This is a genomic window from Rhizobium etli 8C-3 (assembly GCF_001908375.1).
GTDB classification, from domain to species: domain Bacteria; phylum Pseudomonadota; class Alphaproteobacteria; order Rhizobiales; family Rhizobiaceae; genus Rhizobium; species Rhizobium etli_B.
This window is the reverse complement of record NZ_CP017241.1, coordinates 3,925,887-3,950,472: the sequence shown is the minus strand read 5'-3', so window position 1 is coordinate 3,950,472 and position 24,586 is coordinate 3,925,887. Positions and strand designations below refer to the sequence as shown.

The following is a 24,586-nucleotide window of genomic DNA, read 5'->3' as shown; positions in this document are numbered from 1 at the left end:
ATACATGACCACTGAAAGCGATATGACCCCCAGCGCCGCCGACCGCCACCATCCGATGCTGAAGCTGGCGCTGGAACTCGGGCCGCTGCTGATCTTCTTCTTCGCCAATCTGCGTGGCGCCTGGCTGGTCGAGCAATTCCCCGCATTGTCGGAACTCGGCGGGCCGCTCTTCGTGGCGACGGGACTTTTCATGGCGGCGACGATCGTCTCGCTCGTCGTTTCCAAGCTCGTCCTCGGTCATCTGCCGATCATGCCCTTCGTGTCAGGCATCGTCGTCTTGATCTTCGGTTCGCTATCGATCTACCTGCAGAACGAAACCTTCATCAAAATGAAGCCGACGATCGTCAACACGCTGTTCGGTGTCGCTCTTTTGGGCGGGCTTGCCCTTGGCAGGTCGCTGCTCGGCTACGTGTTCAACGCGGCCTTTCAGCTCGACGCTGAAGGCTGGCGCAAGCTGACGGTTCGTTGGGGCATCTTCTTCCTGTTCCTTGCCGTTCTGAACGAAGCCGTCTGGCGCAATTTTTCCGATGACTTCTGGGTGACCTTCAAGGTCTGGGGGACGATGCCGATCACCATCATCTTCACCATGGCGCAGATGCCGCTCATCATGAAGCATTCGATAACTCCTGCAGGAGAAACCGAGAAGTGACGGCGTTCAGTGCAGCGCAAAGAGCGAGACATCAGAATTTCTGGTTCGCGGCCTGCCTGGCGGTCTTGATCCTCCAGATCGCTGCCGAGTACCTGATGGGCCGCACGCCGATCTGCTCCTGCGGCTATGTCAAGCTGTGGGAAGGCGTCGTCAACTCGAGCGGCAATTCCCAGCATCTTTCGGACTGGTACACGCCGTCCCACATCATTCACGGTTTCCTGTTCTATGGGCTGGCGCATCTGGTGCTACGCAACAGGCCGATCGCCGTGCGCCTGCTTCTGGCGCTTGTCGTCGAATCCGGCTGGGAACTGCTCGAGAACTCGCCGATCATCATCGAGCGCTACCGCGCGGCGACGATCTCCCTCGATTATTACGGCGATAGTATCCTCAACTCGGCCATGGACACCGTCTTCATGGTCGCCGGCTTCTTCTTCGCTGCCCGCGCTCCGATCGCGCTCACAGTCGCCATCGCCTTCTTTTTCGAGATCTTTACGGGTTACATGATCCGTGACAACCTGACGCTCAACGTGCTGATGCTGATCTTTCCAGTCGAGGCGGTCAAGGCCTGGCAAAGTGCGGTCTAGGAAACCGGTTTCCCGAGCGCCTTTTCCATTGCCGGATAGAGGCCTTCCTTGAGGCTGACATCGTCGAAGGGGCCGACGCGTTTATAGAGGATCGTGCCGTCGGTGGCGACCAGGTAACTCTCAGGAATGCCGTAGACGCCCCAGTCGATCGCCGCCTTGCCATTCGGATCGACACCGATTGCTGCATAGGGGTTTCCGAGCTCGCCGAGAAAGCGCAGCGCGCTGTCGTTCTTGTCCTTGTAGTTGATCGCGACGATGTTGAGCCGCTTGTCCTTTGCCAGTTCCGTCAGGATTGGATGCTCTTCCCGGCAAGGAAGGCACCAGGAGGCAAAGACATTGACCAGCGTCAGCTTGCCCTTGATCGCACTATCCGTCAGCGGCGGCAGATTTGACCCTTCCAGCGGTGGCAGGTTCAATGCCGGAGCTTTGGTGCCGATCAGCGCTGAAGGAATCTCGGAAATGTTCTTGCCGTGAAAATCCTGATCGTAAAGCATCTTTGCTGCCGTCGCGGCAATGCCACCGAAAACCACGAGCGGGATCAATGCCAGCGCATAACGGGCAAAGCCGCGCGGTTTTGGTCGATCTGCCTGCGGCGTGCTCATTGGCTATCCTTCGGACGCGCCGAACGGCGGCGGATACCCGAAGCTTCGAGGGCCGCCAGTTCCTTTTGCCGCGCGCGCCCGTCCACCCAGATCCACAGCGTCACGGCGATGGTGACGAAAGCGGCGAACCCATAGGAACTGTAAACGTAAAAGGCATGCGTCATCGGTCAATCCTCACGGCTTGCCAGCCGCGCGGCCAGACGGCGCTGGGCGGCAACGCGGCGCCGCCAGATTTCGTTGCGCATCGCCATGACGTGCAGCGTGAAGAAGAGCAGCGTGAAGCCGATCGCCATCACGAAAAGCGGGCGCAGGAACTCCGGGTCGATCGCGGGGCCGGCGAGGCGCACGACGCTTGCAGGCTGATGCAGCGTGTTCCACCAGTCGACCGAAAACTTGATGATCGGGATATTGACGAACCCGACGAGGATCAGAACCGCGGTGACACGGGCGGCCCTTGACGGATCATCGATGGCGCGGTTCAGCGCAATCAGGCCGAGATACATCAGGAAGAGAATGAAGACCGACGTCAGCCGCGCGTCCCAGACCCACCAGGTCCCCCACATGGGCTTGCCCCAGAGAGAACCGGTGACCAATGCAAGGAGAGTGAAGGCAGCGCCGAGTGGTGCGGCGGCCTTGGCGGAGACATCGGCCAGCGGATGGCGCCAGACGAGCGTGCCGATCGCCGAAATAGTCATCACGGTGTAGCACATCATCGAAAGCCAGGCCGAAGGCACGTGGAGATACATGATGCGGACGGTTTCGCCCTGCTGGTAGTCGCCTTTCGTCGAGAAGCTGAGGTACAATCCGACAATCAGACAGAGCGCCGTTGCCGCCGCCATCCACGGGATGGTGCGCTGCGCCAGCGCCAGAAACCGCGTCGGATTGGCGAGATCGCTGAATTTGCTGATGGCAAGGCTTGTTTCGTTCATGACCGGTTATTTACCTTGAACGCGGTGCTCCCGCAATTGATCGTGATCAAAGAGCCGATCAATCCGATGTGTTTCGCAGCGCAAGTGCTGCGGCCGCCGGACCGATGACGGCAAAGAACATCGTCAATGCGATCAGAATGAGGAAAGGGGGCAGGAAAGGTGCCGGATCTTCCACTGCCGCATAGGTGGCGCTGACGCCGAAGATCAGCACCGGAATGGTCAATGGCAGAACAAGGATCGACACCAAGAGCCCGCCGCGCGGAAGAGCGACGGCGACAGCCGCGCCGACGGCGCCGATGAAGGTGATGGCGGGCGAGCCGGCCAAGAGCGTCAGTACCGTTGCGCCGATCGCGATCTCGTCCATGTTCATGAAGAGACCGAGGAACGGGGAGGCAATCACCAAGGGCAGGCTGGTCGCCGTCCAATGCGCGAAGCACTTGACAAGGACCGTCAGCACGAGCGGCGTTTCCTGCATCAGCATCAAGTCCAGCGAACCGTCGTCACGTTCGGCTTGGAAAAGCCGGTCAAGACCCAGCAGTGCCGCAAGCAGCGCGCCAATCCAGACGATGGCGGGACCGATCCGCGAAAGCAGGTTCAGGTCCGGCCCGACGCCGAACGGGATGACAGCAACGACGGTGAGGAAAAACAGCACCCCGATCAGGGCGCCGCCGCCGGCGCGGATGGAAAGTTTCAGGTCGCGGAAGAAGAGGGCGGTCATGCCGGGTGTCCTTCTACGCGGATGGCCAGGCACCCCTCTCCAAGCCCTTTGAACAAGAGCAAGGGGTTCACGCGCGGCGCTGCTTGCTGCTTCTCGAGGTCTGTCACAAGCTTCGTCAACCCCAAACTCCCCGATCCGCACCCGCAAAGCCCGTCATCTTCAGTTCCCGGGAATTTTCAAGCCCGAGCGGCTGGTGGGTCGCGGCGACAACGATGCCGCCCTTTTTCCGGTGGGCGTCGATGAGATCGGCAAACAGGCGGTCGGCGCTTGCGTCGAGTGCTGCGGTCGGCTCGTCGAGAATCCAGACCGGGCGGTAGGCGACGAGCAGCTTGGCGAAGGCAAAGCGGCGTTGCTGGCCTGCGGAGAGGTAGCCGAAGGGAAGATGCGTAATGCCCGAAAGGCCGACGGCGGCGGCCGCGTCTTCGATCGACAGTTGCGATACGCCGAGCACGTCGCCGAGAAAGTTTTGCCAGAAGGCGAGATTTTCGGAGACGGTCAGCTCGCTTTTCATCGCGTTGCGATGGCCGAGATAGTGGCTGACCTCACGCGCATTCCGCTCCGTTCCACCACGCGAATCAGTGAATTCAACCGTGCCCCTTTCCGGCCCTAAAAGACCGGCCACGACGCGCAGCAAAGTGGACTTTCCCGATCCGTTTTTCCCAGTCAAAACCAGCGCTTCGCCTGCCTCGAGGCGAAAGGACAAGTCTGCGAAAATCAGGTCTTCGCCCCGCCTGGCAGCGAGATTGGAGGCGTCGAGATGCATAGGTTTTCCGTTCAATAAGTTTTTAGTCACCGCGACGCAAAAAATGTCCCAAATGGGCCGAGCCCTCTCTGGCACCTTTCTTAGAAATTATCTATAAGACCCGCAACCACGCCAGCGGCCGGCGTGAATTTCATCCTTGCGCCGAACATGGAGAAACCTCTCCACGTGCGGACAGCGGAAATGGCCGTACCCGCATCCTGATGTGCATTAGTGCATAGGCGTCCGCACGACTGTGTTGGCTATCAGAAACGGGGTCTCTCGTGTCTAAATCTCTTGACAGCTTCAATTGTCGCTCCACGCTTTCCGTGAACGGAAAGGACTACGTCTATTACAGCCTTCCGAAGGCTGAAGCCAATGGTCTTAAGGGCGTATCGAAGCTTCCATATTCAATGAAGGTTCTGCTCGAGAACCTGCTGCGATTCGAAGACGGCCAGTCGGTCACCAAGGAGCACATCCTCGCTGTCGCCGAATGGCTGAACAACAAGGGCTCCGTCGAAAACGAAATCGCCTATCGCCCGGCACGCGTGCTCATGCAGGACTTCACCGGCGTTCCGGCGGTGGTTGACCTCGCCGCGATGCGCGACGCAATGGTCTCGCTCGGCGGCGATCCCGAAAAGATCAATCCGCTCGTGCCTGTCGACCTCGTCATCGACCATTCTGTCATCGTCGATGAATTCGGCACGCCGCAGGCCTTCGCCAAGAACGTCGAACTTGAATACCAGCGCAACGGCGAACGCTACCGCTTCCTGAAGTGGGGCCAGCAGGCATTCAAGAATTTCCGCGTCGTTCCTCCAGGGACCGGCATCTGTCACCAGGTCAATCTCGAATATCTTGGCCAGACCGTGTGGACGAAGGATGAGGACGGTGAGACGATCGCCTATCCCGACACCTGCGTCGGTACAGACTCGCACACGACGATGATCAACGGCCTCGGCGTTCTTGGCTGGGGCGTCGGCGGCATCGAAGCAGAAGCCGCCATGCTCGGCCAGCCGGTCTCGATGCTCCTGCCGGAGGTCATCGGCTTCAAGCTTACCGGCAAGCTCAAGGAAGGCGTCACGGCGACAGACCTTGTTCTGACCGTCGTGCAGATGTTGCGCAAGAAGGGCGTCGTTTCGAAGTTCGTCGAGTTTTTCGGCCCCGGCATGGACAACATGCCTCTGGCCGACCGTGCGACGATCGGCAACATGGGCCCGGAATATGGCGCCACCTGTGGCTTCTTCCCGGTCGACGGCGAAACCGTCAACTACCTCACCATGTCCGGGCGCACGCATGACCGGATCGCGCTCGTTGAAGCCTATTCGAAGGCACAGGGCATGTGGCGCGAAGGCGACGGTTCCGACCTCGTCTTCACCGACACGCTGGAACTCGACCTCGGCGACGTCGTGCCGTCTATGGCAGGTCCGAAGCGCCCTGAGGGCCGCATCGCGCTCGAAGACATCGCGTCCGGTTTCGCCACCTCGATGGAGGCAGACTACAAGAAGCCGGGCCAGCTTTCGAACCGTTACGCGGTCGAAGGCACCGACTTCGATCTCGGCCATGGCGACGTCGCCATTGCCGCCATCACATCCTGCACCAATACCTCGAACCCTTCGGTTCTGATTGCTGCCGGCCTGCTCGCCCGCAACGCCGTTGCCAAGGGCCTGAAGACCAAGCCCTGGGTCAAGACCTCACTGGCGCCTGGATCGCAGGTCGTTGGCGAATACCTCGCCAAGTCCGGCCTGCAGGCCGACCTGGACAAGCTCGGCTTCAACCTCGTCGGCTTCGGCTGCACGACCTGCATCGGCAATTCCGGCCCGCTGCCGGCGCCGGTCTCCAAGACGATCAATGACAAGGGCCTCATCGTTTCGGGCGTGCTTTCGGGCAATCGCAACTTCGAAGGCCGTATCTCGCCGGACGTCCAGGCGAACTATCTGGCATCCCCGCCGCTCGTCGTTGCCTACGCACTCGCCGGCACCGTCCAGAAGGACCTGACCAAGGAGCCGATCGGCGAAGACCAGAACGGCAAGCCGGTCTATCTCAAGGACATCTGGCCGACCTCGAAGGAAGTTCAGGAGTTCATCCTCAAATACGTCACCCGCGAACTTTACGAAACCAAGTATGCGGATGTCTTCAAGGGTGATGAAAACTGGCAGGCCGTCCAGGTCCCTCCGGGGCAGACCTACGCCTGGGACGACGATTCGACCTATGTCCAGAACCCGCCCTACTTCGTCGGCATGGGCAAGAAGGGCAGCGGTACCTCCGACATCAAGGGCGCCCGCATCCTGGGCCTGTTCGGCGACAAGATCACCACCGACCACATTTCTCCGGCCGGTTCGATCAAGGCTGCGTCTCCGGCCGGTTCTTACCTGCTCGAGCACAATGTCGGGGTGGCGGACTTCAACCAGTACGGCACGCGCCGTGGCAACCATGAAGTGATGATGCGCGGCACCTTCGCCAACATCCGCATTCGCAATCACATGCTTGGCCCGAACGGCAAGGAAGGTGGCTATACGATCCACTATCCGTCGAAGGAAGAGGAATCGATCTACGATGCGGCCATGAAATACAAGGCAGAGGGCGTTCCGCTCGTCATCTTCGCCGGTGTCGAATACGGCAATGGTTCGTCCCGCGACTGGGCGGCCAAGGGCACCAACCTGCTCGGCGTCAAGGCCGTTATCGCGCAGTCCTTCGAGCGCATCCATCGCTCGAACCTTGTCGGCATGGGCGTCATCCCCTTCGTCTTCGAAGACGGCACGACCTGGCAGAGCCTTGGCCTCAAGGGTGACGAGACCGTGACCATCGAGGACCTGGAAAACATCAAGCCGCGCGAGAAAAAGATCGCCAAGATCACCTACGGCGACGGCACGGTGAAGGAGGTTCCCCTCCTGTCGCGCGTCGATACGCTCGACGAAGTGATCTACCTCAACAACGGCGGCATCCTGCAGACGGTTCTGCGCGATCTCGCTGCCTGATTGTTGAGAAACAGGGCAGACAATGGCCGCCGGAGAGCAATCTTCGGCGGTTTTTCTTTGCGGTCTCCATCTCACGCCGATGTGTTCCACGAGCTGTGCCGGCAGGCGGCGTCTCACCCCTTCGTGACTTTCCGTTTGCAGCCGGAAGGATTATCTCTACGGGCCTAAGTCAGGGCTGCGGTTTTCGGTCTGCTGCGTGTCTCTGGAAAAGAGGTTGGAATGACGCCGCGTTTTTTGATCTGGTTGGTCGCCGGTATGGTGCTTGCAGCGCCGCTTCATGCCGAAGATGGCAAGCTGAAAGGCGTCGTCGAACTTTTCACCTCGCAGGGATGCTCGTCCTGTCCTCCCGCCGATGCGGCCTTCCGGAAACTGGTTGCCCAGGGCGATGTCATCGCACTCGCCTATCACGTGGACTACTGGAATTATCTTGGGTGGACGGACACGCTCAGTTCGAAGGAAAACACCGAGCGGCAGTATGGTTACGCGCGGATGATGGGCCGCAGCAACGTCTATACGCCGCAGGTCGTGGTCAACGGCCGCGATCACCTCACCGGGTCTGACCTTTCTGCCATCTATGGCAAGATCGATACATTTTCGACGGAAGGCAAGGGCTTGACCGTGCCCGTGGCCGCGCAGCTGCGCGGCGACGAGCTCGAGATCAAGATCGGTGCCGGCGATGGCAAGGCCAATGTCGTGCTTGTCTATTTCGACAAGGAAAAGACGATCGACGTCGAAAAGGGCGAAAACAGCGGCAAGAAGATTTCCTATCTCAACAGCGTCAGCGATGTCGAAACAGTCGGCATGTGGGACGGCAAGGCCGCAAGCCTGACGCTGCCTGCAAGCGTCCTGCAGAAGCCGGGACTGGAAGGCTGCGCCATCCTGCTTCAGGCAACGACAGCCGACGGCGATCCGGCTGCGATTGTCGGCGCAACCATCGTCATGGCAGGCAAGAATATCTGATCGGCTTTACCTGCTTCGAGGCGGATGAACGAGGCGGCCCGGCTGATCGTATTCGGGGCTGGGGTTAAGGTCGATACGCTCAGCCGGGCCCTTTGGCGCGCTGGCGCCAAATCGGTGAGCGAATTTCCTCCGGAAATGAGGCGCTGTTTTGACTGAAATGCGGCACTCGGGAGATTGCACAGCATATGTTTAATGTGATGGTCGCTGCACTTGCAATTTGATGTGGCTCGGGCAAACTGTCGTACTCCTGTCATAAGCGGAGGCTTGGGAGACTGATGACAGATCAGCCGGATTTGCGGCATGGCGACGCCCGTTCCGCCAGTGGTAGTTCCTCGGTCGTCGTCGATTTAAAAGAATACAAGCAAAGCAAGGACCCGCCGCCGGTGACCTTTCATCGTCGCGAGTTGGACGCGATTTTGTGGATCTACGGAAGGATGGTTGGCCAAGGCGAGTGGAAAGATTACGCCATCGGCCATCTGAAGGAGAAGGCGGTCTTCGCCGTTTTCAAACGTTCGGGCGAGACGCCGCTTTTCCGCATCGAGAAAGATCCGAGGCTCGCCGCCAAGCAGGGCGCCTACTGCGTGATCAATGCAAACGGCATGATCTTGAAGCGCGGCCATGACCTGCAGCAGGTGTTGAAGGTCTTCGACAAGGTGCTCAAGCTCGTCGAGACGTGACGGCGTCAGACCTCAAACAGAGTGCCGGGATAGACCGACGGATCAGGATCGCTGTCCTTGCCATCGCCGAGCGGCCGCTGCATGATCATCGTGTCGAGCCAGCGGCCGTGTTTGTAGCCGCTACCCTTCAGCAGACCGGTCTCTTCGAAGCCTAGTGCGCGATGAAGCGCGATCGAAGCCGGATGGGCGCCGCCGATGACGGCGACCATCTGGCGGAAGCCCAGTTGCGTGCAGCGTGAAATCAGCGCTGTTAGCAGTGCCCGGCCGATGCCAAGGCCGCGTGCTGCAGGCGCGAGATAGATCGAATCCTCCACCATCCAGCGATAGGCAGGCCGGGTGCGGAAAGCGGAAGCATAGGCATAGCCGAGCAGGGCTCCATTCTGGTCAACCGCTGCGATATAGGGATATCCAGAACTGGTATTGGCGCAGAAGCGAGTGGTCATCTCCGCTTCGGAAGGTGGGATGATCTCGTAGCTCGCAACGCCATTGAGGACTGAGTCGCGATAGATTTCCGCGATTGCGGGAAGGTCGGAAAGGGTGGCGTCACGAAGAAGGAAAGGCATTGGGCCGGCCGGTCGTTGATGAATGCCTTTAGAAAACACTCCATGACCTGACGTGCAATAAAAAAGGCGGCCGGAGCCGCCTTTTCAGTGATGCTGTCCAGTTACCTGCGGTTGCCGAGGAACTGCAACAGGAACATGAACAGGTTGATGAAGTCGAGGTAGAGCGTCAGCGCGCCTATGATCGCCTTCCGGCCGGCAACGGCAACATCATCGGCTTCGAAGTACATTTCCTTGATTCGCTGCGTGTCGTAGGCCGTAAGGCCTGCAAAGATCAGGACACCGATCACGGAGATCGCGAACTGCATCGCCGAGGAGGCCAGGAAGATGTTGACGAGCGAAGCAATGATCAGGCCGAAGAGGCCCATGATCAGGAACGAGCCCATCGCCGACAGGTCACGCTTTGTCGAGTAGCCGTAGAGCGACAGGGCGCCGAAGGAGGCCGCCGTGATGAAGAACGTCTGAACGACGCTCTCGCCCGTGTAGATCAGCAGCAGCGACGACAGTGACAATCCGACCAGCGCGGCATAGACCCAGAAGGTCGTCTGCGCTGCGGAAACGCTCATGCGGCCGATCCGGAAGCTCAGGAAAAACACCAGAGCCAGCGGAGCTAAGATCACGACCCACTTCAGCGGGCTCACATAGATCGCCTGGCCGAAGGCGGTCAATTGACCATCGGCAAAAGCGAGCTGGAATGACAGAAATGCCGCTACACCCGTGATCGCCAGACCCAGCGCCATCAGGTTGTAGACCTTGAGCATGTAGGAGCGCAGGCCCTGATCGATCATCTCGCCAGTTTGTGCGCGGGTTTGGTAGTTACGAAGGTCAGCCATAGTTTCCTCTTAAAAGCTCCGATGGGAATACGGTGTCGGGCTATACGACCCGGGCGCCGCTGCGGAGCTCCAGCATGCCTAGCGGTAATATGAGCCTTTCGCCTTTCGCAAACAAGGCCCTTGCAACCCGCGATCGGGTTAAATCGCCGTAAGGTGAAGGACTTCGTCAGTCGCAGTTTTCATAGTTCGCGCAAAACGGGTGCTGCCTTCTGGCCGAGAATGCGCCAGGTGCCGATGAGCCCGATGCCGACTGTCAGCACCAGGGCGGTGACCAGCGTGAGGCCGGCGACATCCGGCAGGAAGGTCGAAGGCATCCGCATGATGCGGCTGACGATGAACCAGGCCGCAGCGCCGCCGGCGATCAATGCAAAGACCGCTGTTGCAACCCCCAGGATCAGATATTCGTAGCTGAAGGCGCGGATGAGCATCGCCCGCGTCGCGCCAAGCGTCTTCAGGACGACGGCGTCGTGCGTTCGGGCCCGGTTACCGGCAGCAAGCGCGCCGGCGAGCACCAGAACAGAGGAGACGAGCGCTACGGAGGCGGCGGCGCGGATTGCAGTTGCAAGCTGCGCAACCAGCGTGTTTACGATATCGATCGCGTCCTTGACGCGCACGCTGGTGATCGTCGGGTAGGTATTGGTCACCGATTTCAGGATCGACGCTTCGATGGCCGGCGTCGCCGAAGGATCGGTCAGCGTTGCCAGCCATGCATGCGGAGCTCCGCGGAAGGTATTCGGCGAAAAGACCATGACGAAATTGATCGATAGCGATTCCCACTCGACCTTCCGCAAGTTTGCGATCCTGGCCGTCAGGTTACGGCCGAGCACGTTTACGGTGACGGTATCGCCGATTTTGAGGCCGAGTTCCCTGGCTTCTTCGGAGGAGAAGGAAACAAGCGGTTCGCCGCTGTAGTCCTGCGGCCACCAGCTTCCCTCTGTCAACGAGGCGTTTTCCGGTATCGTCTCGGAATAGGTGATGCCGCGGTCGCCCCGCAGCACCCACTGGCCGCCTGGCGGAACCTGGATCTTGGTCACGTCCGTGCCGTTCAGCGCCAGAATGCGGCCCCGCAGCATCGGAACTTCGACGAGCTTGCCTGCCGGCGCCTGCCGGCTGATCAGGTTGCGGAAGTTTTCGACCTCAGCGCTTTGGATGTCGACGAAGAAGAAATTCGGTGCGCCGTTTGCCATGCGGCCGGTCAATTGCCGGCGCAGGTTGCCGTCGATGAGCGTCAGGGTGACCAGCAGCGCGAGGCCAAGGCCGAGCGAGAGGACGACGGACGGCGTCAGTGCGCCAGGGCGATGGATGTTGCCGATTGCAAGCCTGAGCGCCGGTGAACTGACCCGCGGGCTGCGCTTGGCGAGCCAGGCGATCAGTGCTGCGACGGCGCGCAAGATGACGAAGGCAAAAACAATCGCGCCGACGAAGATGACGGCGATGTATCGGTCATAGGCGGTGAGGATCGCAAGACCGGCAAGCGCCGCCATGAAGAGCGCGGCAAGCAAAATATAGGGCAACGAGGGCAGGCGGCGTGCCTCAAAGCCCTGTTCGCGGAAGAGCGCGGTTGCAGGCACTTCCCGGGCATGGCCGAGCGGCATGATGGCAAAGGCGAGAGTGGTCAGGATGCCGAAGAGCGCGGCCAGCAGCAGCGCGTTCGGATAAAGCGTCGGTTCGGTGGAAACCGGCAGGAACTGTGCCAAAAATTGTGCGGCAAGCATCGGCGACAAGGCGCCGATGACGAGGCCCAACAGGATGCCGGCAGATGCGATGATCGCAATCTGGAAGAGATAGACAAGGACGACGACGGCAGCAGGAGCCCCCAGGCACTTGAACGTCGCGATCGTCGTGCGCTTCGCATCCAGAAAGGCCCGGACGGCGTTGGCGACGCCGACACCGCCGACGATGAGTGCGGTAAGGCCGACGAGCGTAAGGAACTGCGAGAAGCGGGTAATATTTTCGGTCAGAGACGGAGCCGCGCGGTCGCTGGTTCGGATCGACCAGCCCGCCGATGGGAACTCCCTGGTGGCGCGGTCGCGCACGTTTGCGCGCTCTGAGGGCGCATCGAGCTTGATTTTGTAGACATGCTCGACAAGGCTGCCGGTCTGGATGAGCCCGGACGCAACCAGGGCCTGGCGGCTGACCAAAAGCCGTGGCGCAAATCCGAAACCTTCTGAAAGCGCGTCCGGCTCGGTCTTCACCGTGCCGGTGATGCTGAGGGTGGCATTGCCAAGCAGTATCTCGTCGCCGACTGCAAGACCGAGCCGTTCCAGCAAGAGAGGTGCTGCAACAGCGCCGTAGGTTCCGTTCTGATCGGAAAGCAGAGCGGCGAGCGGGTGCTCCGGTTCGGCGGTGAATTTGCCGTAAAGCGGATAGGTATCGTCCACCGACTTGACCTCAACGAGTGCCTGATCGGACCCGTCCGGCTTTCGTGCCATGGAACGAAGACCGGTTGAGATGGAAACTTGTCCAAGGCTCCGCAGGAAATCCATCTCCGGCTCGGTTGCTTCACGATTGTTCAGCTCGAAGCGGACGTCGCCGGCAAGCAGTTCCTGGCCCTGGGAAGCGATCGAAGCGGTGATCGATTGCGAGATGGAGTTGACAGCGGCGATCGCGCCGGTACCGAGCGCGATACAGGCAAGGAAGATGTAAAAGCCCCTGAAACCGCCACGCAGTTCGCGAAGGGCAAGGCGGAAGGCAAACGCGGTGCGCGGGGCGACGAGCTTCATGCGATGGCCGCTTCGGAATGGCGCTTTGCGCTGTCGCCTTCGATCCTGCCCGAACGGACCTTGATCTGCCGCGAGCAGCGATCGGCAAGAAAGACGTCATGCGTGACGAGCAGCAGCGTCATGCCGCGTTCGGCCTGCTTGGAAAAGAGCAGATCGGCGATCTGGCGGCCGGTATCGGTGTCGAGATTACCGGTCGGTTCGTCGGCGATGAGAAGGGCGGGCGAAGGTGCAAGGGCGCGCGCGATGGCGACACGCTGCTGCTCGCCCCCCGAAAGCTGGCCCGGGTAGTGGCTCAGCCGCTCGCCGAGCCCGACCGATTTCAACTCGCGACGTGCAATGTCGAAGGGGTTCGCCACATTCGCAAGTTCAAGCGGGACTGCGACGTTTTCAAGTGCCGTCATGTTGGCGATCAGGTGGAACGACTGAAAGACGATGCCGATATTGCGGCCACGGAAATCGGCGACCTGATCCTCGCTGAGGGCGTGCAACGGCGTGTCGTTTATGTTGATCTCGCCGCTATCGAGCCTCTCAAGGCCGGCAAGGACCATCAGCAGCGTGGACTTTCCCGAGCCCGATGGACCGACGATGCCGACCGACTCGCCGGCGGCGACCGAAAGGTCGATGCCCTTCAAGACATGAACGGAGGCTGCCGCGTTGCCCAGCGTCAAATCTGCCTGCTTGAGCTCGATGATGGTTTTTGCCAACAGAAAATCGCCCTATATGAATTGCAAAGACTTTGCCAATCTAGGGAAAGCAGCATGAGATTTAAAGTTGCCGCGCTTCACATCGCTGTCATTGCCGCATCGCTGATTTTCGCAACGGGTGCCAATGCTGCGACGATCAACCTTGTCGGCTTCGGCGACAGCCTGATGGCAGGCTACCAATTGCCGCCCGGCGACGGCTTTCCGGAGAAGCTGCAAGCGGTCTTGCAAGCCAAAGGCGTCGATGTCTCGATCGCCAATGCCGGCGTTTCCGGGGACACGACGAGCGGCGGGCTGGCGCGAATCGATTGGTCGGTCCCCGACGGCACCGACGGCGTCATCCTGGAGCTTGGCGCCAACGATGCGTTGCGCGGCATTGACCCGGAAAAGAGCGAAAAGAACTTGGACACGATGATTGCCCGGCTAAAGGATCGCGGCATCGCCGTGCTGCTCGTGGGCATCATGGCGCCGCCGAACATGGGTGGGGACTACGCCGCGCGTTTCAATCCCATCTACCAAAAACTCGCGGAAAAACATCAGGTTCCGCTTTATCCTTTTTTCCTCGACGGTGTCGTGATGGACACCAGTCTGAAGCTGGAGGATGGAATGCATCCGAACGCGAAGGGGATTGATGTAATGGTTCAGAAGATGGAACCGGCTGTCACGGAATTCATCGGGACGATTTCTACTGTGAAGAAATAGGGGCTTGCGCGGGTCTCGAATGCGTGATTCCGTGTGAGCACCTGCAAAAGATTCGGGGAGTGCTCGTCATGCCGAGACTGTTTACCGCCCTCGAAATTCCGCGCAATGCGGCGATGAGCCTTTCATTGCTGCGCGGTGGTCTTCCCGGTGCAAGATGGATCGATGTGGAGAATTACCACATCACGCTGCGCTTCATCGGCGATGTCGATGGACGCACTGCTGACGAGATCGTTGAGCGTCTGGACCGGATCGATCGGCCCGAATTCCAGATACGCCTTGACGGCATCGGCTCTTTCGGCTCCAAGAAACCGCATTCCGTGTGGGCCGGCGTTTCGCCCTCGCCGGAAATGTATGCGCTGCAGGCCGAAATCGAGCGCATCTGCCAGCGGATCGGCCTGCCGCCGGATCCCCGAAAATTTACCCCGCATGTGACGCTGGCGCGGATGAAGTCCGCGCGCGTCGATGACGTCGTCCACTACCTTTCCAGTCGAGGCAATTTCCAGACTTCATCCTTCACCGTTCCACGCTTCGTGCTGCTTTCTTCGCGCGAATCGGTCGGCGGCGGGCCCTATCTGACGGAAGAAGTCTTCCCGCTGAGCGAGGCTTGGTCGGCGCCAAGTTTGTCCACCAATGCGATGCAGCCGGTCAAGAGCCTCGTGTAGGGGGCGAAGCCTTCCAGGCCCCGGAACGGGGGTCTGGCAATATCTTCGCCGGTTGAAGCGCGCCATTGCCGAATAGCATTCTATCGCGGCGCCCGACGCCATCGCGCCAAGCTCGGCGCGCTCCATTGCGAGGAAAAGATCGAATTCTTCGAAATCCTCAAGCCGCACACGGCGGGTGCATTGTCCTGAAATGCAATGCCGTGGGCTTGCGCGACTGCGATCGAGCGTCTGTCGGGCTGTTTACCTGCCGGATCAATCTTGAACCGATAGGCAAGCCCGCTGTTTCTTGTAAAAATGGGCGAAAACGCCTTCGGCGAGCGCAGAGCGGCAATTTGCCCATGCAAACAAAGAGAAGGTTGACACGTTTTACGATGAGAACCGATCCAAGGGGATGGAGCACGATGACATGAAACAGGAGAAACTGGCACGGAGCGCGATCGACAGTCAGATTGCCGGATTGGCGGGCTGGTCTTTGGACGAGGGTTTGGGATCGATCTCGAAAACGTTCAAATTCGCAAGCTTCGTCGAAGCCTTCGGCTTCATGACCAAGGCGGCGCTTGTGGCAGAAAAGCTCAACCACCATCCCGAATGGTTCAATGTCTATTCCAGGGTGGAGGTGAAGCTGAACACGCATGATGCGGGCGGATTGACCGAGCTCGACTTCAAGCTTGCCAAGGCGATGGACAAGGCTGCCGGCCAGATTGATTGAATCTGTCGAAGCCATCACCATATCTGCGCATGCACCAAAGGGAAAACGGGAATGGACGAGGTCAAGTTCGGTGAAATCCTGCTGCCCGGGGACGAAGATACCCAGAGCCGGCGGGAAAAGGCTGTGCGAAAAAGGTTCTGGCCGACCTTCAAGCGGGCGGTGCGGCAGATTCCGTTTTCACGGGACCTTGTCGCAGGCTTCTATTGCGCGCTCGATCCCGAAACGCCGACGCGTGTACGCGGCATCCTGCTTGCGGCACTCGCCTATTTCATCCTGCCGTTCGACATGGTTCCGGACATCTTTATGCTGATCGGCTTTTCGGACGATATTGCCGTTCTCTCTGCGGCTTTCGCGATGGTCAACAGCCATATGAAAGCGAAGCACTACGAGGCGGCGGATCGCGCGCTGGCCGACCAGCCGGAAGGCATGAAAACGATCTAGGCCGTTTCGGCTTCCAGCACCTGTGCTCGGGCAATTCTTCGACGGATTTCCAAGGTCTTAATGACCCTTCGATGGAATATTGGAAGGTCAAACTCTTGCCTGAATCTTTATGTCTTAAATCTTCTCGAAGGGATGGCATCCACGCATCAGGGCAGAATGTCGTCGCGGGGCGCAATCGCGTTATACGTTAACACTCAGGCCGGAATGACACACTTGTAGACAATTCGCAGGCTCCGTTGACGCTTTGGTAACCTGAATTAAGTCAAAATAAAGCAGATCGTGACGAAGACGCCGCTCGCTCCGACAGGGCGCTGAATCGCAAGAACCGGCAGGAAATCCATGTTTGTAAAAAGTATCGTATCCGCTCTCGCACTCGTTCTCATCACTGCCGTAACTGCAGGAGCGCAGCAGACCGCTGCTGCGCCCACGCGCATCCAGCAATTCCAGGCCTGGGGCGCCTATTCCTACAAGCAGGGCAACGGCAATGTTTGCTATGTGCTGTCCGTGCCGACCGAAAAGAAGCCGGCGGGAATCGACCACGGCGACAACTTCTTCATCGTCTCGCAGCGTCCTGGCCAGAACATCTCCTACGAGCCGCAGGCCATGATGGGCTACACTGTCAAGGACGGTTCGAAGATCGAAGTCGTCATCGACAACAAGACCTTCGTCATGTTCACCAAGGATAAGGCCGGCTGGGTCGAGAACGCGGCGCAGGAGCCCGCGCTTGTGGCAGCCATGAAGGGCGGCAAGTCGATGACGGTCAACGCGACGTCGCGCCGAGGCACCGCCACGTCCTACAGCTACTCGCTCTCCGGTATCTCCGCTTCGCTGAAGCAGATCGAAACCTGCAAGTAAGCCACCCTCCTCGTCTTGAAGTACCAGGGCCGGCCTTGCGCCGGCCTTTGCCGTTTGTGCGGCCGGGCATGGCGCGTGGTGCCTTTCGACGCTGTCTCGGCCGCTGTGGTGGCGGACGAGGTGACTTGGAGGCGCAAGCCCCCTGCGGGCCCCGGGTACCCCTGGCCGAACAGCAGGGCGTCGTCGCGAGAATAAGCGCATATGAGGCATCCCGCATCCGGGAGAACGAGCAAACGCGCAAGAAGCCCAATATCATTTGAGGTTACGGACGTAGATGCGACAGGTACATGCGAAGGCCCTCCTCCTACCGATCGATCCATAGTGACGCGCGGCGAAAATGATGATAAAGCCGCGCGCAACTGCGGAAAGATCGCGGCATATGCTGCTGCTCCGTCATTCAATTTTCTGGCAACTGCCGATGCCGCCCGCCAAGTCTTCCGGCTTACCGGGATGAGCGCAGTTTGATTTCGGGATAAGAGACCATGTCCGTCATGGATGCCGTGACCATCACCAAGCCTGCCGGGCAGCCGCGCACCGAGCTTTCGCCGAAGCCCTCGCTGATAGGCTTGAGCCGCGAGGAAATGGGCAATGCTCTTCGCGACAGGGGCGTTGCCGACAAGCAGGTGAAAATGCGCGTCAGCCAGCTCTGGAACTGGATTTATGTGCGCGGCATCTCCGATTTCGATCAGATGGTGAATATCGCCAAGGACATGCGAGAGATGCTGAAGCAGCATTTCACCATTGCACGCCCGGAGATTGTCGAAGAGCAGGTTTCCAATGACGGCACGCGCAAGTGGCTTCTGCGCTTTCCGCCGCGCGGAGCCGGCCGTCCCGTCGAAGTCGAAACCGTCTATATCCCGGAAGAAGGTCGTGGCACGCTCTGCATATCCAGCCAGGTCGGCTGTTCGCTCACCTGTTCCTTCTGTCACACCGGCACGCAGCGGCTGGTGCGCAACCTGACGGCGGAAGAAATCCTCTCGCAGCTCCTGCTTGCCCGCGACCGGCTTGGCGATTTCCCGGACCGCGATATTCCGGTGGGCGCCATGGTGCCGTCGGAAGGCCGTAAGGTGAGCAATATCGTCATGATGGGAATGGGCGAGCCGCTCTACAATTTCGATGCAGTCAAGCAGGCACTGCTGATCGCCACCGATGGCGACGGGCTTTCGCTGTCCAGGCGCCGCGTCACGCTTTCCACATCCGGCGTCGTGCCCGAGATCTTCCGCACTGGAGAAGAGATCGGCGTCATGCTGGCAATCTCGCTGCATGCCGTGCGCGACGATCTGCGCGACATTCTCGTACCGATCAACAAGAAGTATCCGCTGAAGGAGCTGATCGAGGCTTGCCGGGCCTATCCAGGACTTTCGAATGCGCGCCGCATCACCTTCGAATATGTGATGCTCAAGGATGTCAACGACAGTCTGGAAGATGCCAAGGGGCTGATCCAGCTCCTGAAAGGCGTGCCGGCCAAGATCAACCTGATCCCGTTCAACCCCTGGCCGGGCACGAACTACCAGTGTTCTGACTGGGAGCAGATCGAGAAGTTTGCCGATTTCATCAATTCGGCAGGTTACGCCTCGCCAATCCGCACACCGCGCGGCCGCGACATTCTTGCCGCTTGCGGCCAGCTGAAATCGGAATCCGAGCGCATGCGCAAGACCGAACGCCTGGCATTCGAGGCAATGATGATCGCCAATCACGGCGTGGACGACTGATCAGCAAGTTTGATCCTTGCAGCAGTTCTTTGCGATTGATCCAGGCGCAGGGTTTTCCTAGAAGCCTCACATTACCGATGGAGGATTCTCATGCGTTCGATCTCGCTCGCCGTCGCTGCGGTTCTTGCCCTTGCTTTGCCTGCCAAGGCTGACGACGTCACGGTCGCGGTGACGGCCATTGTCGAGCACCCGGCGCTCGATGCGGTGCGCAAGGGCGTAAAGGATAGGCTTGCCGCGGCAGGCTACAAGGAGGGCGAGAATCTCACCTTCCTCTCGAATCGGCACAGGGAAATCCTGCCACCGCAGCGCAGATCGCCCGGCAGTTCGCAGGCGAGGATCCGAACGTCATCGTGCCGATCTCCACGCCGTCGGCACAGGCCGTGGTTTCGGCGACCCGTGACATTCCGGTGGTCTTCACTGCCGTTTCCGATCCGCTCGGCGCCCAGCTCGTCAAGGATATGGACAAGCCCGGCGGCAACGTCACCGGCCTTTCCGACATGTCGCCGGTTGCCGAACATGTTGCGCTGGTCAAGGAGATCCTGCCTGCCGCCAGGACGATCGGTTACCTTTACAATTCCGGGGAAGCCAATTCCGTTTCGTTGCTTGCAGTCCTGAAGGCTGAGGCGGAGAAGGCCGGTATGAGCGTCGTTGAATCCGCAGCGACCAAGTCTGCGGAAGTCCAGGGTGCTGCGCGTGCGCTGGTCGGCCGTGCCGACGCGATCTACGTCCCGACCGACAACACGATCATCTCGGCGTTGGAGGGTGCCGTAGCCGTTGCAGAAGAAAGCAAGCTGCCGCTCTTTACGGCGGATACGGATTCCGTCTCGCGCGGATCGATCGCAGCGCTCGGTTTCAACTACTACGACGTTGGCAGGCAGACCGGCGATGTCGTGGTTCGTATCCTGAAGGGTGAAAATCCGGGTGATATTCCGGTCAAGGTTGCAGCCGGCAGCGATCTCGTCGTCAACAGCGCCGCGGCCCAGAAGATGGGCGTCAAGCTACCGGAAAACGTTCTCGAACGCGCCAATCGCGTCATCGAATAACCACCAGCTTTCGCCATTATCGATATTGCGCTCAGCCGCTCCTGTTTCTAAACGGGAGCGGCTGATGATATTCACGCCCTTACGATACGGGCACGAAGAAAAGAGGGCCGACCGCCTTGAGTGAGATCGCATTTTGGGGTGCCGTGGAGCTTGGGCTTGTCTATGCATTCGTTGCTCTTGGCGTCTATCTCGCCTTCCGCGTCCTCGATTTCCCCGATTTGACGGTGGATGGCTCCTTTCCCCTCGGCGCGGCGGTGGCCGCGGTTCTGATCATTGCCGGCTTCAATCCCTGGCTGGCAGCGCTTGTTGCGATGATCGCCGGTGCTGCAGCAGGCGTCGTGACGGCGCTCCTCAATGTGCGGTTCCGGATTCTCAACCTGCTTGCCTCGATCCTCACCATGATTGCGCTCTTCTCGGTCAATCTCCGCGTCATGGGCAAACCCAATGTCGCATTGATCAATGCCGATACGATGATCAGTCCGTTCTTCGGCCTTGGCCTTCGCGACTTCTACGTCCGGCCGCTCTTTGTCGGTGCTCTTGTCGTCATCGCCTTGATTGCGGTCTGGCGCTTCCTCGAAAGCGATGCCGGGCTTGCGATGCGGGCAACGGGTGCAAATGCGCGGATGGCGCGGGCGCAGGGCGTCGATACGAGCAGGCAGATATACCTTGGCATGGCGATGTCGAATGCTCTTGTCGCGCTCGGCGGCGCGCTATTTGCGCAGACGAACGGTTTTGCCGACGTGACGTCCGGTGTCGGTACCATCGTGGTCGGCCTTGCCGCCGTGATCATTGGTGAGACGCTCTTGGGCCGCCGCGGGTTGTTGATTGCGCTCATCGGCTGTGTCTTCGGCTCGATCGTCTACCGCATAGCCATTCAATTGGCTCTTTCCACCGACATGATCGGTCTTAAAGCCTCGGACCTCAATTTCGTGACGGCGGTTCTCGTGACCATCGCACTCGTTCTTCCCCGTCTTCGCCGCGGAGGAGCCCCATCATGATCAGCATCAAGGATATCAATGTCGTTTTCGGGAAGGGCACGCCACTGGAGAAGCGGGCGCTGAACGGCGTCAGCCTGACCCTGGAGCAGGGCTCCTTCGTGACCGTCATCGGCTCCAACGGTGCGGGCAAATCGACTCTGCTCGGCGTCCTCGCCGGCGACGTTCTGGCCAGCCAGGGGAACGTGCTGATCGGCGATACCGACGTGACGCGCAAAAAGACGGCGGCGCGGGCGGGGCTCGTCGCACGCGTCTTTCAAGATCCGCTGACCGGCAGCTGCGGCTCCCTCTCGATTGAGGAGAATCTGGCTCTTGCCGCCCGGCGCGGAAAGCGGCGCGGATTGGTGGCGGCTCTCGGCCCGAAGCACCGCGATCATTTCCGCGACCGGATCAGGGAGTTGAACCTCGGTCTCGAAAATCGCATGGCTGATCGCATGGACCTGCTTTCGGGCGGTCAGCGGCAGGCGGTTTGCCTGGTGATGGCGACGCTGGCAGGCTCGCAGGTCTTGCTGCTCGACGAACATACGGCCGCACTTGATCCAGGTATGGCGGAATTTGTCATGCGCCTTACGGACAAGATCGTCTCGGAGCGCAGGCTGACCACGCTGATGGTAACCCATTCCATGCGCCAGGCGCTGGACTACGGACACCGCACGGTCATGCTGCATGGCGGCGAAATCGTGCTGGACGTCAGTGGCGACAGTCGCAAGGATCTGCAGGTCGAAGACCTGATCGCGATGTTCCGCAAGATGCGCGGCCAGACGCTGGACGACGATGCACTGCTGATCGGCTGAAGCGATCAGCGCGCCTGCGTCAGAAATATCTTAACAGCGAAAATCGAGAAGACCCCCGCGAAAGTGTAGTCCATTCCGCGCAGGATCTTCCTGTTCTTCTGCAGCCAGCCCGCAAGCCAGTCGGAAGCGAGAACCACAAGGGCATTCACCGGCATGCCGATCAGGATGAAGAAAAAGCCGAGGAAGAGCAGCTTGTGCGTAACCGCCGGATCGCCGGCACTTACGAATTGCGGCAGGAAGGTCATGAAGAAGATGATGACTTTGGGGTTCAGAAGATTGACCCAGAAGCCGACGGAAATATTCGAAAACGGCGTGCCCTTGGCTTCGTTGACCTGCTCGACTGAAAGCTTCGAACCGAAACGGATCGCTTGAAGAGCCAGCCAAAGCAGATAGGCAGCACCTCCCGTCTTGAGGATCAGGAAGGCCGTCGGTGAGGCGGTGATCAGCGCCGAGATGCCGAAAGCAACCAGCATCGTATGAACCACGATGCCGAGGCTGGTGCCCAAGACGACGTAGAGTGCCGGCTTCTTGCCCTGAGACAGAGCGCGGCTGATCGAGAGCGTCATGTCCGGTCCGGGCGTTGCCGCAAGAAGCAGGCTGGCTGCGGAAAAGGCAAGAAGGGTCGGAATGCTCGGCAGGAAATCCATGGCACTCTCTGAGAGCTGATAAGGGTCAGTATTTTCTTATCCAGGTTTGAGAAAATTACCAATCAAACCTGATGATCCGCCTATCGCTTTTCTTCAAGAAAGGCCTTGAACCTGTCGGCATAATCCTTGTGCCAGCGCGAAAGCGGCGGGCGGTTTTCGATGATGTCGCCGATCGCCCAGGCCATGCGGCGCTCGTCAACCTGGCGGGCGACGTCGTTGTCCGGGCAGAGGATATAGAAATCGCCGCGCTTGAGGCTTTCGATCATGAAATCGACGGTCTGTTCCGGTGTCCAGGCAGCCGCGGGTTTTTCGGTGCGGTCACCCTTCGTGAGGCCGGTAAAGACAAAGCCCGGGATCAGAAGATGGGCAGACATCTTCGAGCCTTCTCGATTGCGCAGTTCGTGCTCGAGGGCTTCGGTGAAGACCTTCACTCCCGCTTTCGACACATTGTAGGCGGGATTGCCCGGAGGAGTCGTGATTCCCTGCTTGGAGCCGGTGTTGATAATGAGGCCGGGCTCGCCATGTGCCAGCATGTTCGGTCCGAAGACCCGCGTTCCATTGATGACGCCGAGCAGATTGACGCCGAGGATGCTGTCCCAGTCTGCCTGAGCGCTGAAGATCGAGGTTTCGGGGCCGATGCCGGCGTTGTTCATCAGCACATGGACGCGGCCGAAGCGCTGAACGACGGACTTTTCGAGGGTCTCCAGCGAAGACCTGTCGGAAACGTCTGTCTCGACCGCCATCACACGCTGCGTTCCGGCCACGGCTTCGAGTTCGCCACGAGCCGCTGCCAGCCGGTCGCCGCCAAGATCGGCGATGACGACGCTCATACCCGCCTTGGCGAAGCGCTTTGCCGCCGCAAGGCCGATGCCGGATGCGCCGCCGGTGATCACCGCAACATTGGGCTTGTCGAGAATTTGCTGAATATTCGTCACGGGACCGGCCTCCTCATTCATTTATTCGCACGCAGCCTGATATGGGTGCGCGGTTGGCGCTGTCAAACATCAAGCGTGCTCTGCCGGTAAGTCCTTGCCCTTGCGTCACGCGTCAATCTCGCTAAAAGTGCCCGCGACACCGGGCTTTGCCGCCCCTTTGCAACGGACCTCATCATCATGGCATCTAAGAAAGACGTGAAAAAAGTCGTGCTCGCCTATTCCGGCGGTCTCGATACCTCAATCATCCTGAAATGGCTGCAGACCGAGCTCGGCGCCGAAGTCGTGACTTTCACGGCCGATCTGGGACAGGGCGAAGAGCTCGAACCGGCGCGCAAGAAGGCCGAGATGCTCGGCATCAAGGAAATCTACGTCGAGGACGTGCGCGAAGAGTTCGTAAAGGACTTCGTCTTCCCGATGTTCCGCGCCAATGCTGTCTACGAGGGCGTCTATCTGCTCGGCACGTCGATTGCCCGTCCGCTGATTTCCAAGCACCTGATCGATATCGCCCGCAAGACGGGAGCCGACGCGATCGCCCATGGCGCGACCGGCAAGGGCAACGACCAGGTCCGCTTCGAGCTTTCCGCCTACGCGCTGAACCCGGATATCAAGATCATCGCGCCGTGGCGCGACTGGGCGTTCAAGAGCCGCACCGAGCTCTTGGCATTTGCTGAACAGCACCAGATCCCGGTCGCCAAGGACAAGAAGGGCGAAGCGCCGTTCTCCGTCGACGCCAACCTGCTGCACTCGTCCTCCGAAGGCAAGGTTCTGGAGGATCCGGCGCAGGAAGCCCCGGAATACGTGCATATGCGCACGATCTCTCCGGAAACCGCGCCCGACAAGGCAACCGTCATCAAGGTCGGTTTCGACAAGGGCGACGCGGTTTCGATCAATGGCGTTCGCATGAGCCCGGCGACACTGCTCGCCACGCTCAACAGCTACGGCCGTGACAACGGCATCGGCCGTCTTGACCTCGTCGAAAACCGTTTCGTCGGCATGAAGTCGCGCGGCGTCTATGAGACGCCCGGCGGCACGATCCTGCTTTCGGCGCATCGCGCGATCGAATCGATCACGCTCGACCGCGGTGCAGCACATCTCAAGGATGAGATGATGCCGCGTTACGCAGAGCTGATCTACTACGGCTTCTGGTTCTCGCCGGAGCGGGAAATGCTGCAGGCGCTGATCGACAAGAGCCAGGAGCATGTCGAAGGCGAAGTGACGCTGAAGCTCTACAAGGGCAATGTCATGGTCATCGGTCGCGAGAGCCCGAAGTCGCTTTATTCCGACAAGCTGGTCACCTTCGAGGACGACCAGGGTGCCTATGACCAGAAGGATGCGGCCGGCTTCATCAAGCTGAACGCACTGCGCCTGCGCACACTCGCCAAACGCAACCTCAAGAGTTGAGCGTGTCAAAACGCTTCAGAAGAGGCCGCTCGGCAAGGCC

General features: G+C 59.8%; 25 protein-coding genes and 1 pseudogene. 15 read left to right on the top strand and 11 right to left on the bottom strand.

Features of this window, described 5'->3' with window-relative positions:
- Window positions 1–4: 4 nt before the first annotated feature.
- Both AM571_RS19510 and AM571_RS19505 read left to right on the top strand, forming a co-directional pair.
- A complete protein-coding gene (locus tag AM571_RS19510) occupies window positions 5–649 on the top strand; it encodes a septation protein A (protein WP_074063369.1) in 645 nt (214 codons plus the stop codon).
- On the top strand, window positions 646–1,233 hold the full coding sequence (locus AM571_RS19505) for a DUF2585 domain-containing protein (RefSeq protein WP_074062820.1): 588 nt from the start codon (window positions 646–648) through the stop codon (window positions 1,231–1,233). The genes AM571_RS19510 and AM571_RS19505 overlap by 4 nt, the downstream gene beginning before the upstream one ends.
- Here the strand turns inward: AM571_RS19505 and AM571_RS19500 are convergent.
- From AM571_RS19500 to ccmA, 5 genes are all read right to left on the bottom strand, one after another.
- Window positions 1,230–1,835 (bottom strand): DsbE family thiol:disulfide interchange protein, encoded by a 606-nt coding sequence (locus tag AM571_RS19500; protein ID WP_074062819.1) that lies wholly within the window; start codon window positions 1,833–1,835, stop codon window positions 1,230–1,232. The two genes, AM571_RS19505 and AM571_RS19500, sit on opposite strands and share 4 nt — an antisense overlap.
- Complete coding sequence (ccmD, locus tag AM571_RS19495) at window positions 1,832–1,999, bottom strand: heme exporter protein CcmD (RefSeq protein WP_074062818.1); 168 nt, start codon at window positions 1,997–1,999, stop codon at window positions 1,832–1,834. The genes AM571_RS19500 and ccmD overlap by 4 nt, the downstream gene beginning before the upstream one ends.
- Before the next feature lie 3 nt (window positions 2,000–2,002).
- Entirely contained in the window at window positions 2,003–2,764 is a 762-nt protein-coding gene (locus AM571_RS19490; RefSeq protein WP_074062817.1) for a heme ABC transporter permease, read from the bottom strand.
- Window positions 2,765–2,822: 58 nt separating this feature from the next.
- On the bottom strand, window positions 2,823–3,482 hold the full coding sequence (gene ccmB, locus AM571_RS19485) for a heme exporter protein CcmB (protein ID WP_074062816.1): 660 nt from the start codon (window positions 3,480–3,482) through the stop codon (window positions 2,823–2,825).
- A 115-nt stretch (window positions 3,483–3,597) separates the two neighbouring features.
- On the bottom strand, window positions 3,598–4,245 hold the full coding sequence (gene ccmA / locus AM571_RS19480; protein ID WP_074062815.1) for a heme ABC exporter ATP-binding protein CcmA: 648 nt from the start codon (window positions 4,243–4,245) through the stop codon (window positions 3,598–3,600).
- Window positions 4,246–4,505: 260 nt separating this feature from the next.
- Between ccmA and acnA the strand changes: the two genes are divergently transcribed.
- The 3 genes from acnA (at window position 4,506) to AM571_RS19465 (ending at window position 8,833) form a co-directional block, all read left to right on the top strand.
- Window positions 4,506–7,196, top strand: coding sequence for an aconitate hydratase AcnA (acnA, locus tag AM571_RS19475; RefSeq protein WP_074062814.1), 2,691 nt, complete (start codon window positions 4,506–4,508; stop codon window positions 7,194–7,196).
- A 219-nt stretch (window positions 7,197–7,415) separates the two neighbouring features.
- Window positions 7,416–8,156, top strand: a complete 741-nt coding sequence (locus AM571_RS19470; RefSeq protein WP_074062813.1) for a DUF1223 domain-containing protein — start codon at window positions 7,416–7,418, stop codon at window positions 8,154–8,156.
- A 275-nt stretch (window positions 8,157–8,431) separates the two neighbouring features.
- Complete coding sequence (locus AM571_RS19465) at window positions 8,432–8,833, top strand: DUF2794 domain-containing protein (RefSeq protein WP_074062812.1); 402 nt, start codon at window positions 8,432–8,434, stop codon at window positions 8,831–8,833.
- A 5-nt stretch (window positions 8,834–8,838) separates the two neighbouring features.
- Here the strand turns inward: AM571_RS19465 and AM571_RS19460 are convergent, their stop codons facing one another.
- From AM571_RS19460 to AM571_RS19445, 4 genes are all read right to left on the bottom strand, one after another.
- On the bottom strand, window positions 8,839–9,396 hold the full coding sequence (locus AM571_RS19460; protein ID WP_074062811.1) for a GNAT family N-acetyltransferase: 558 nt from the start codon (window positions 9,394–9,396) through the stop codon (window positions 8,839–8,841).
- Between the two features lie 101 nt (window positions 9,397–9,497).
- Complete coding sequence (locus AM571_RS19455) at window positions 9,498–10,226, bottom strand: Bax inhibitor-1/YccA family protein (RefSeq protein WP_074062810.1); 729 nt, start codon at window positions 10,224–10,226, stop codon at window positions 9,498–9,500.
- Between the two features lie 179 nt (window positions 10,227–10,405).
- Window positions 10,406–12,949 carry an ABC transporter permease gene (locus tag AM571_RS19450; RefSeq protein WP_074062809.1) on the bottom strand — a complete coding sequence of 848 codons (2,544 nt, stop codon included), beginning with the start codon at window positions 12,947–12,949 and terminating at the stop codon, window positions 10,406–10,408.
- On the bottom strand, window positions 12,946–13,653 hold the full coding sequence (locus AM571_RS19445) for an ABC transporter ATP-binding protein (RefSeq protein ID WP_074062808.1): 708 nt from the start codon (window positions 13,651–13,653) through the stop codon (window positions 12,946–12,948). Before AM571_RS19445 ends, AM571_RS19450 begins: the two co-directional genes overlap by 4 nt.
- Before the next feature lie 54 nt (window positions 13,654–13,707).
- On the opposite strand from AM571_RS19445, the gene AM571_RS19440 reads away from it, so the two are divergent.
- The 9 genes and pseudogenes from AM571_RS19440 (at window position 13,708) to AM571_RS19400 (ending at window position 21,563) form a co-directional block, all read left to right on the top strand.
- The gene (locus AM571_RS19440; protein WP_074062807.1) at window positions 13,708–14,352 is read left to right on the top strand and encodes an arylesterase; all 645 of its coding nucleotides are present in this window, start codon (window positions 13,708–13,710) and stop codon (window positions 14,350–14,352) included.
- Window positions 14,353–14,420: 68 nt separating this feature from the next.
- On the top strand, window positions 14,421–15,014 hold the full coding sequence (thpR, locus tag AM571_RS19435; RefSeq protein ID WP_074062806.1) for an RNA 2',3'-cyclic phosphodiesterase: 594 nt from the start codon (window positions 14,421–14,423) through the stop codon (window positions 15,012–15,014).
- A 406-nt stretch (window positions 15,015–15,420) separates the two neighbouring features.
- The gene (locus tag AM571_RS19430) at window positions 15,421–15,723 is read left to right on the top strand and encodes a 4a-hydroxytetrahydrobiopterin dehydratase (protein ID WP_074063368.1); all 303 of its coding nucleotides are present in this window, start codon (window positions 15,421–15,423) and stop codon (window positions 15,721–15,723) included.
- Window positions 15,724–15,774: 51 nt separating this feature from the next.
- Window positions 15,775–16,164, top strand: a complete 390-nt coding sequence (locus tag AM571_RS19425; RefSeq protein ID WP_074062805.1) for a YkvA family protein — start codon at window positions 15,775–15,777, stop codon at window positions 16,162–16,164.
- A 339-nt stretch (window positions 16,165–16,503) separates the two neighbouring features.
- Entirely contained in the window at window positions 16,504–17,019 is a 516-nt protein-coding gene (locus AM571_RS19420; protein WP_074062804.1) for an invasion associated locus B family protein, read from the top strand.
- A 482-nt stretch (window positions 17,020–17,501) separates the two neighbouring features.
- Window positions 17,502–18,731, top strand: a complete 1,230-nt coding sequence (gene rlmN, locus AM571_RS19415) for a 23S rRNA (adenine(2503)-C(2))-methyltransferase RlmN (protein WP_074062803.1) — start codon at window positions 17,502–17,504, stop codon at window positions 18,729–18,731.
- A 90-nt stretch (window positions 18,732–18,821) separates the two neighbouring features.
- A pseudogene (locus AM571_RS19410) lies at window positions 18,822–19,774 on the top strand (ABC transporter substrate-binding protein).
- A gap of 116 nt (window positions 19,775–19,890) precedes the next feature.
- Complete coding sequence (locus AM571_RS19405) at window positions 19,891–20,772, top strand: ABC transporter permease (RefSeq protein ID WP_074062802.1); 882 nt, start codon at window positions 19,891–19,893, stop codon at window positions 20,770–20,772.
- Window positions 20,769–21,563 carry an ABC transporter ATP-binding protein gene (locus tag AM571_RS19400; RefSeq protein WP_074062801.1) on the top strand — a complete coding sequence of 265 codons (795 nt, stop codon included), beginning with the start codon at window positions 20,769–20,771 and terminating at the stop codon, window positions 21,561–21,563. Before AM571_RS19405 ends, AM571_RS19400 begins: the two co-directional genes overlap by 4 nt.
- Window positions 21,564–21,568: 5 nt before the next feature.
- Here the strand turns inward: AM571_RS19400 and AM571_RS19395 are convergent, their stop codons facing one another.
- Window positions 21,569–22,210: a LysE family translocator gene (locus tag AM571_RS19395; RefSeq protein ID WP_074062800.1), complete on the bottom strand. Its 642-nt coding sequence runs from the start codon at window positions 22,208–22,210 to the stop codon at window positions 21,569–21,571.
- A gap of 80 nt (window positions 22,211–22,290) precedes the next feature.
- Entirely contained in the window at window positions 22,291–23,145 is an 855-nt protein-coding gene (locus AM571_RS19390) for an SDR family NAD(P)-dependent oxidoreductase (protein WP_074063367.1), read from the bottom strand.
- Between the two features lie 177 nt (window positions 23,146–23,322).
- Here AM571_RS19390 and AM571_RS19385 point away from each other — a divergent pair, with 177 nt between their 5' ends.
- On the top strand, window positions 23,323–24,546 hold the full coding sequence (locus AM571_RS19385; protein ID WP_074062799.1) for an argininosuccinate synthase: 1,224 nt from the start codon (window positions 23,323–23,325) through the stop codon (window positions 24,544–24,546).
- Window positions 24,547–24,586: the final 40 nt, after the last annotated feature.

Bases quoted from the DNA above. Each gene is read 5' to 3' on its own strand.
- AM571_RS19510 (WP_074063369.1), top strand. From the start codon at position 5: ATGACCACTGAAAGCGATATGACCCCCAGCGCCGCCGACCGCCACCAT.
- AM571_RS19500 (WP_074062819.1), bottom strand. From the start codon at position 1,835: ATGAGCACGCCGCAGGCAGATCGACCAAAACCGCGCGGCTTTGCCCGT.
- ccmD (WP_074062818.1), bottom strand. From the start codon at position 1,999: ATGACGCATGCCTTTTACGTTTACAGTTCCTATGGGTTCGCCGCTTTC.
- AM571_RS19490 (WP_074062817.1), bottom strand. From the start codon at position 2,764: ATGAACGAAACAAGCCTTGCCATCAGCAAATTCAGCGATCTCGCCAAT.
- ccmB (WP_074062816.1), bottom strand. From the start codon at position 3,482: ATGACCGCCCTCTTCTTCCGCGACCTGAAACTTTCCATCCGCGCCGGC.
- ccmA (WP_074062815.1), bottom strand. From the start codon at position 4,245: ATGCATCTCGACGCCTCCAATCTCGCTGCCAGGCGGGGCGAAGACCTG.
- AM571_RS19470 (WP_074062813.1), top strand. From the start codon at position 7,416: ATGACGCCGCGTTTTTTGATCTGGTTGGTCGCCGGTATGGTGCTTGCA.
- AM571_RS19465 (WP_074062812.1), top strand. From the start codon at position 8,432: ATGACAGATCAGCCGGATTTGCGGCATGGCGACGCCCGTTCCGCCAGT.
- AM571_RS19460 (WP_074062811.1), bottom strand. From the start codon at position 9,396: ATGCCTTTCCTTCTTCGTGACGCCACCCTTTCCGACCTTCCCGCAATC.
- AM571_RS19455 (WP_074062810.1), bottom strand. From the start codon at position 10,226: ATGGCTGACCTTCGTAACTACCAAACCCGCGCACAAACTGGCGAGATG.
- AM571_RS19450 (WP_074062809.1), bottom strand. From the start codon at position 12,949: ATGAAGCTCGTCGCCCCGCGCACCGCGTTTGCCTTCCGCCTTGCCCTT.
- AM571_RS19440 (WP_074062807.1), top strand. From the start codon at position 13,708: ATGAGATTTAAAGTTGCCGCGCTTCACATCGCTGTCATTGCCGCATCG.
- thpR (WP_074062806.1), top strand. From the start codon at position 14,421: ATGCCGAGACTGTTTACCGCCCTCGAAATTCCGCGCAATGCGGCGATG.
- AM571_RS19430 (WP_074063368.1), top strand. From the start codon at position 15,421: ATGAAACAGGAGAAACTGGCACGGAGCGCGATCGACAGTCAGATTGCC.
- AM571_RS19425 (WP_074062805.1), top strand. From the start codon at position 15,775: ATGGACGAGGTCAAGTTCGGTGAAATCCTGCTGCCCGGGGACGAAGAT.
- AM571_RS19420 (WP_074062804.1), top strand. From the start codon at position 16,504: ATGTTTGTAAAAAGTATCGTATCCGCTCTCGCACTCGTTCTCATCACT.
- rlmN (WP_074062803.1), top strand. From the start codon at position 17,502: ATGTCCGTCATGGATGCCGTGACCATCACCAAGCCTGCCGGGCAGCCG.
- AM571_RS19400 (WP_074062801.1), top strand. From the start codon at position 20,769: ATGATCAGCATCAAGGATATCAATGTCGTTTTCGGGAAGGGCACGCCA.
- AM571_RS19395 (WP_074062800.1), bottom strand. From the start codon at position 22,210: ATGGATTTCCTGCCGAGCATTCCGACCCTTCTTGCCTTTTCCGCAGCC.
- AM571_RS19385 (WP_074062799.1), top strand. From the start codon at position 23,323: ATGGCATCTAAGAAAGACGTGAAAAAAGTCGTGCTCGCCTATTCCGGC.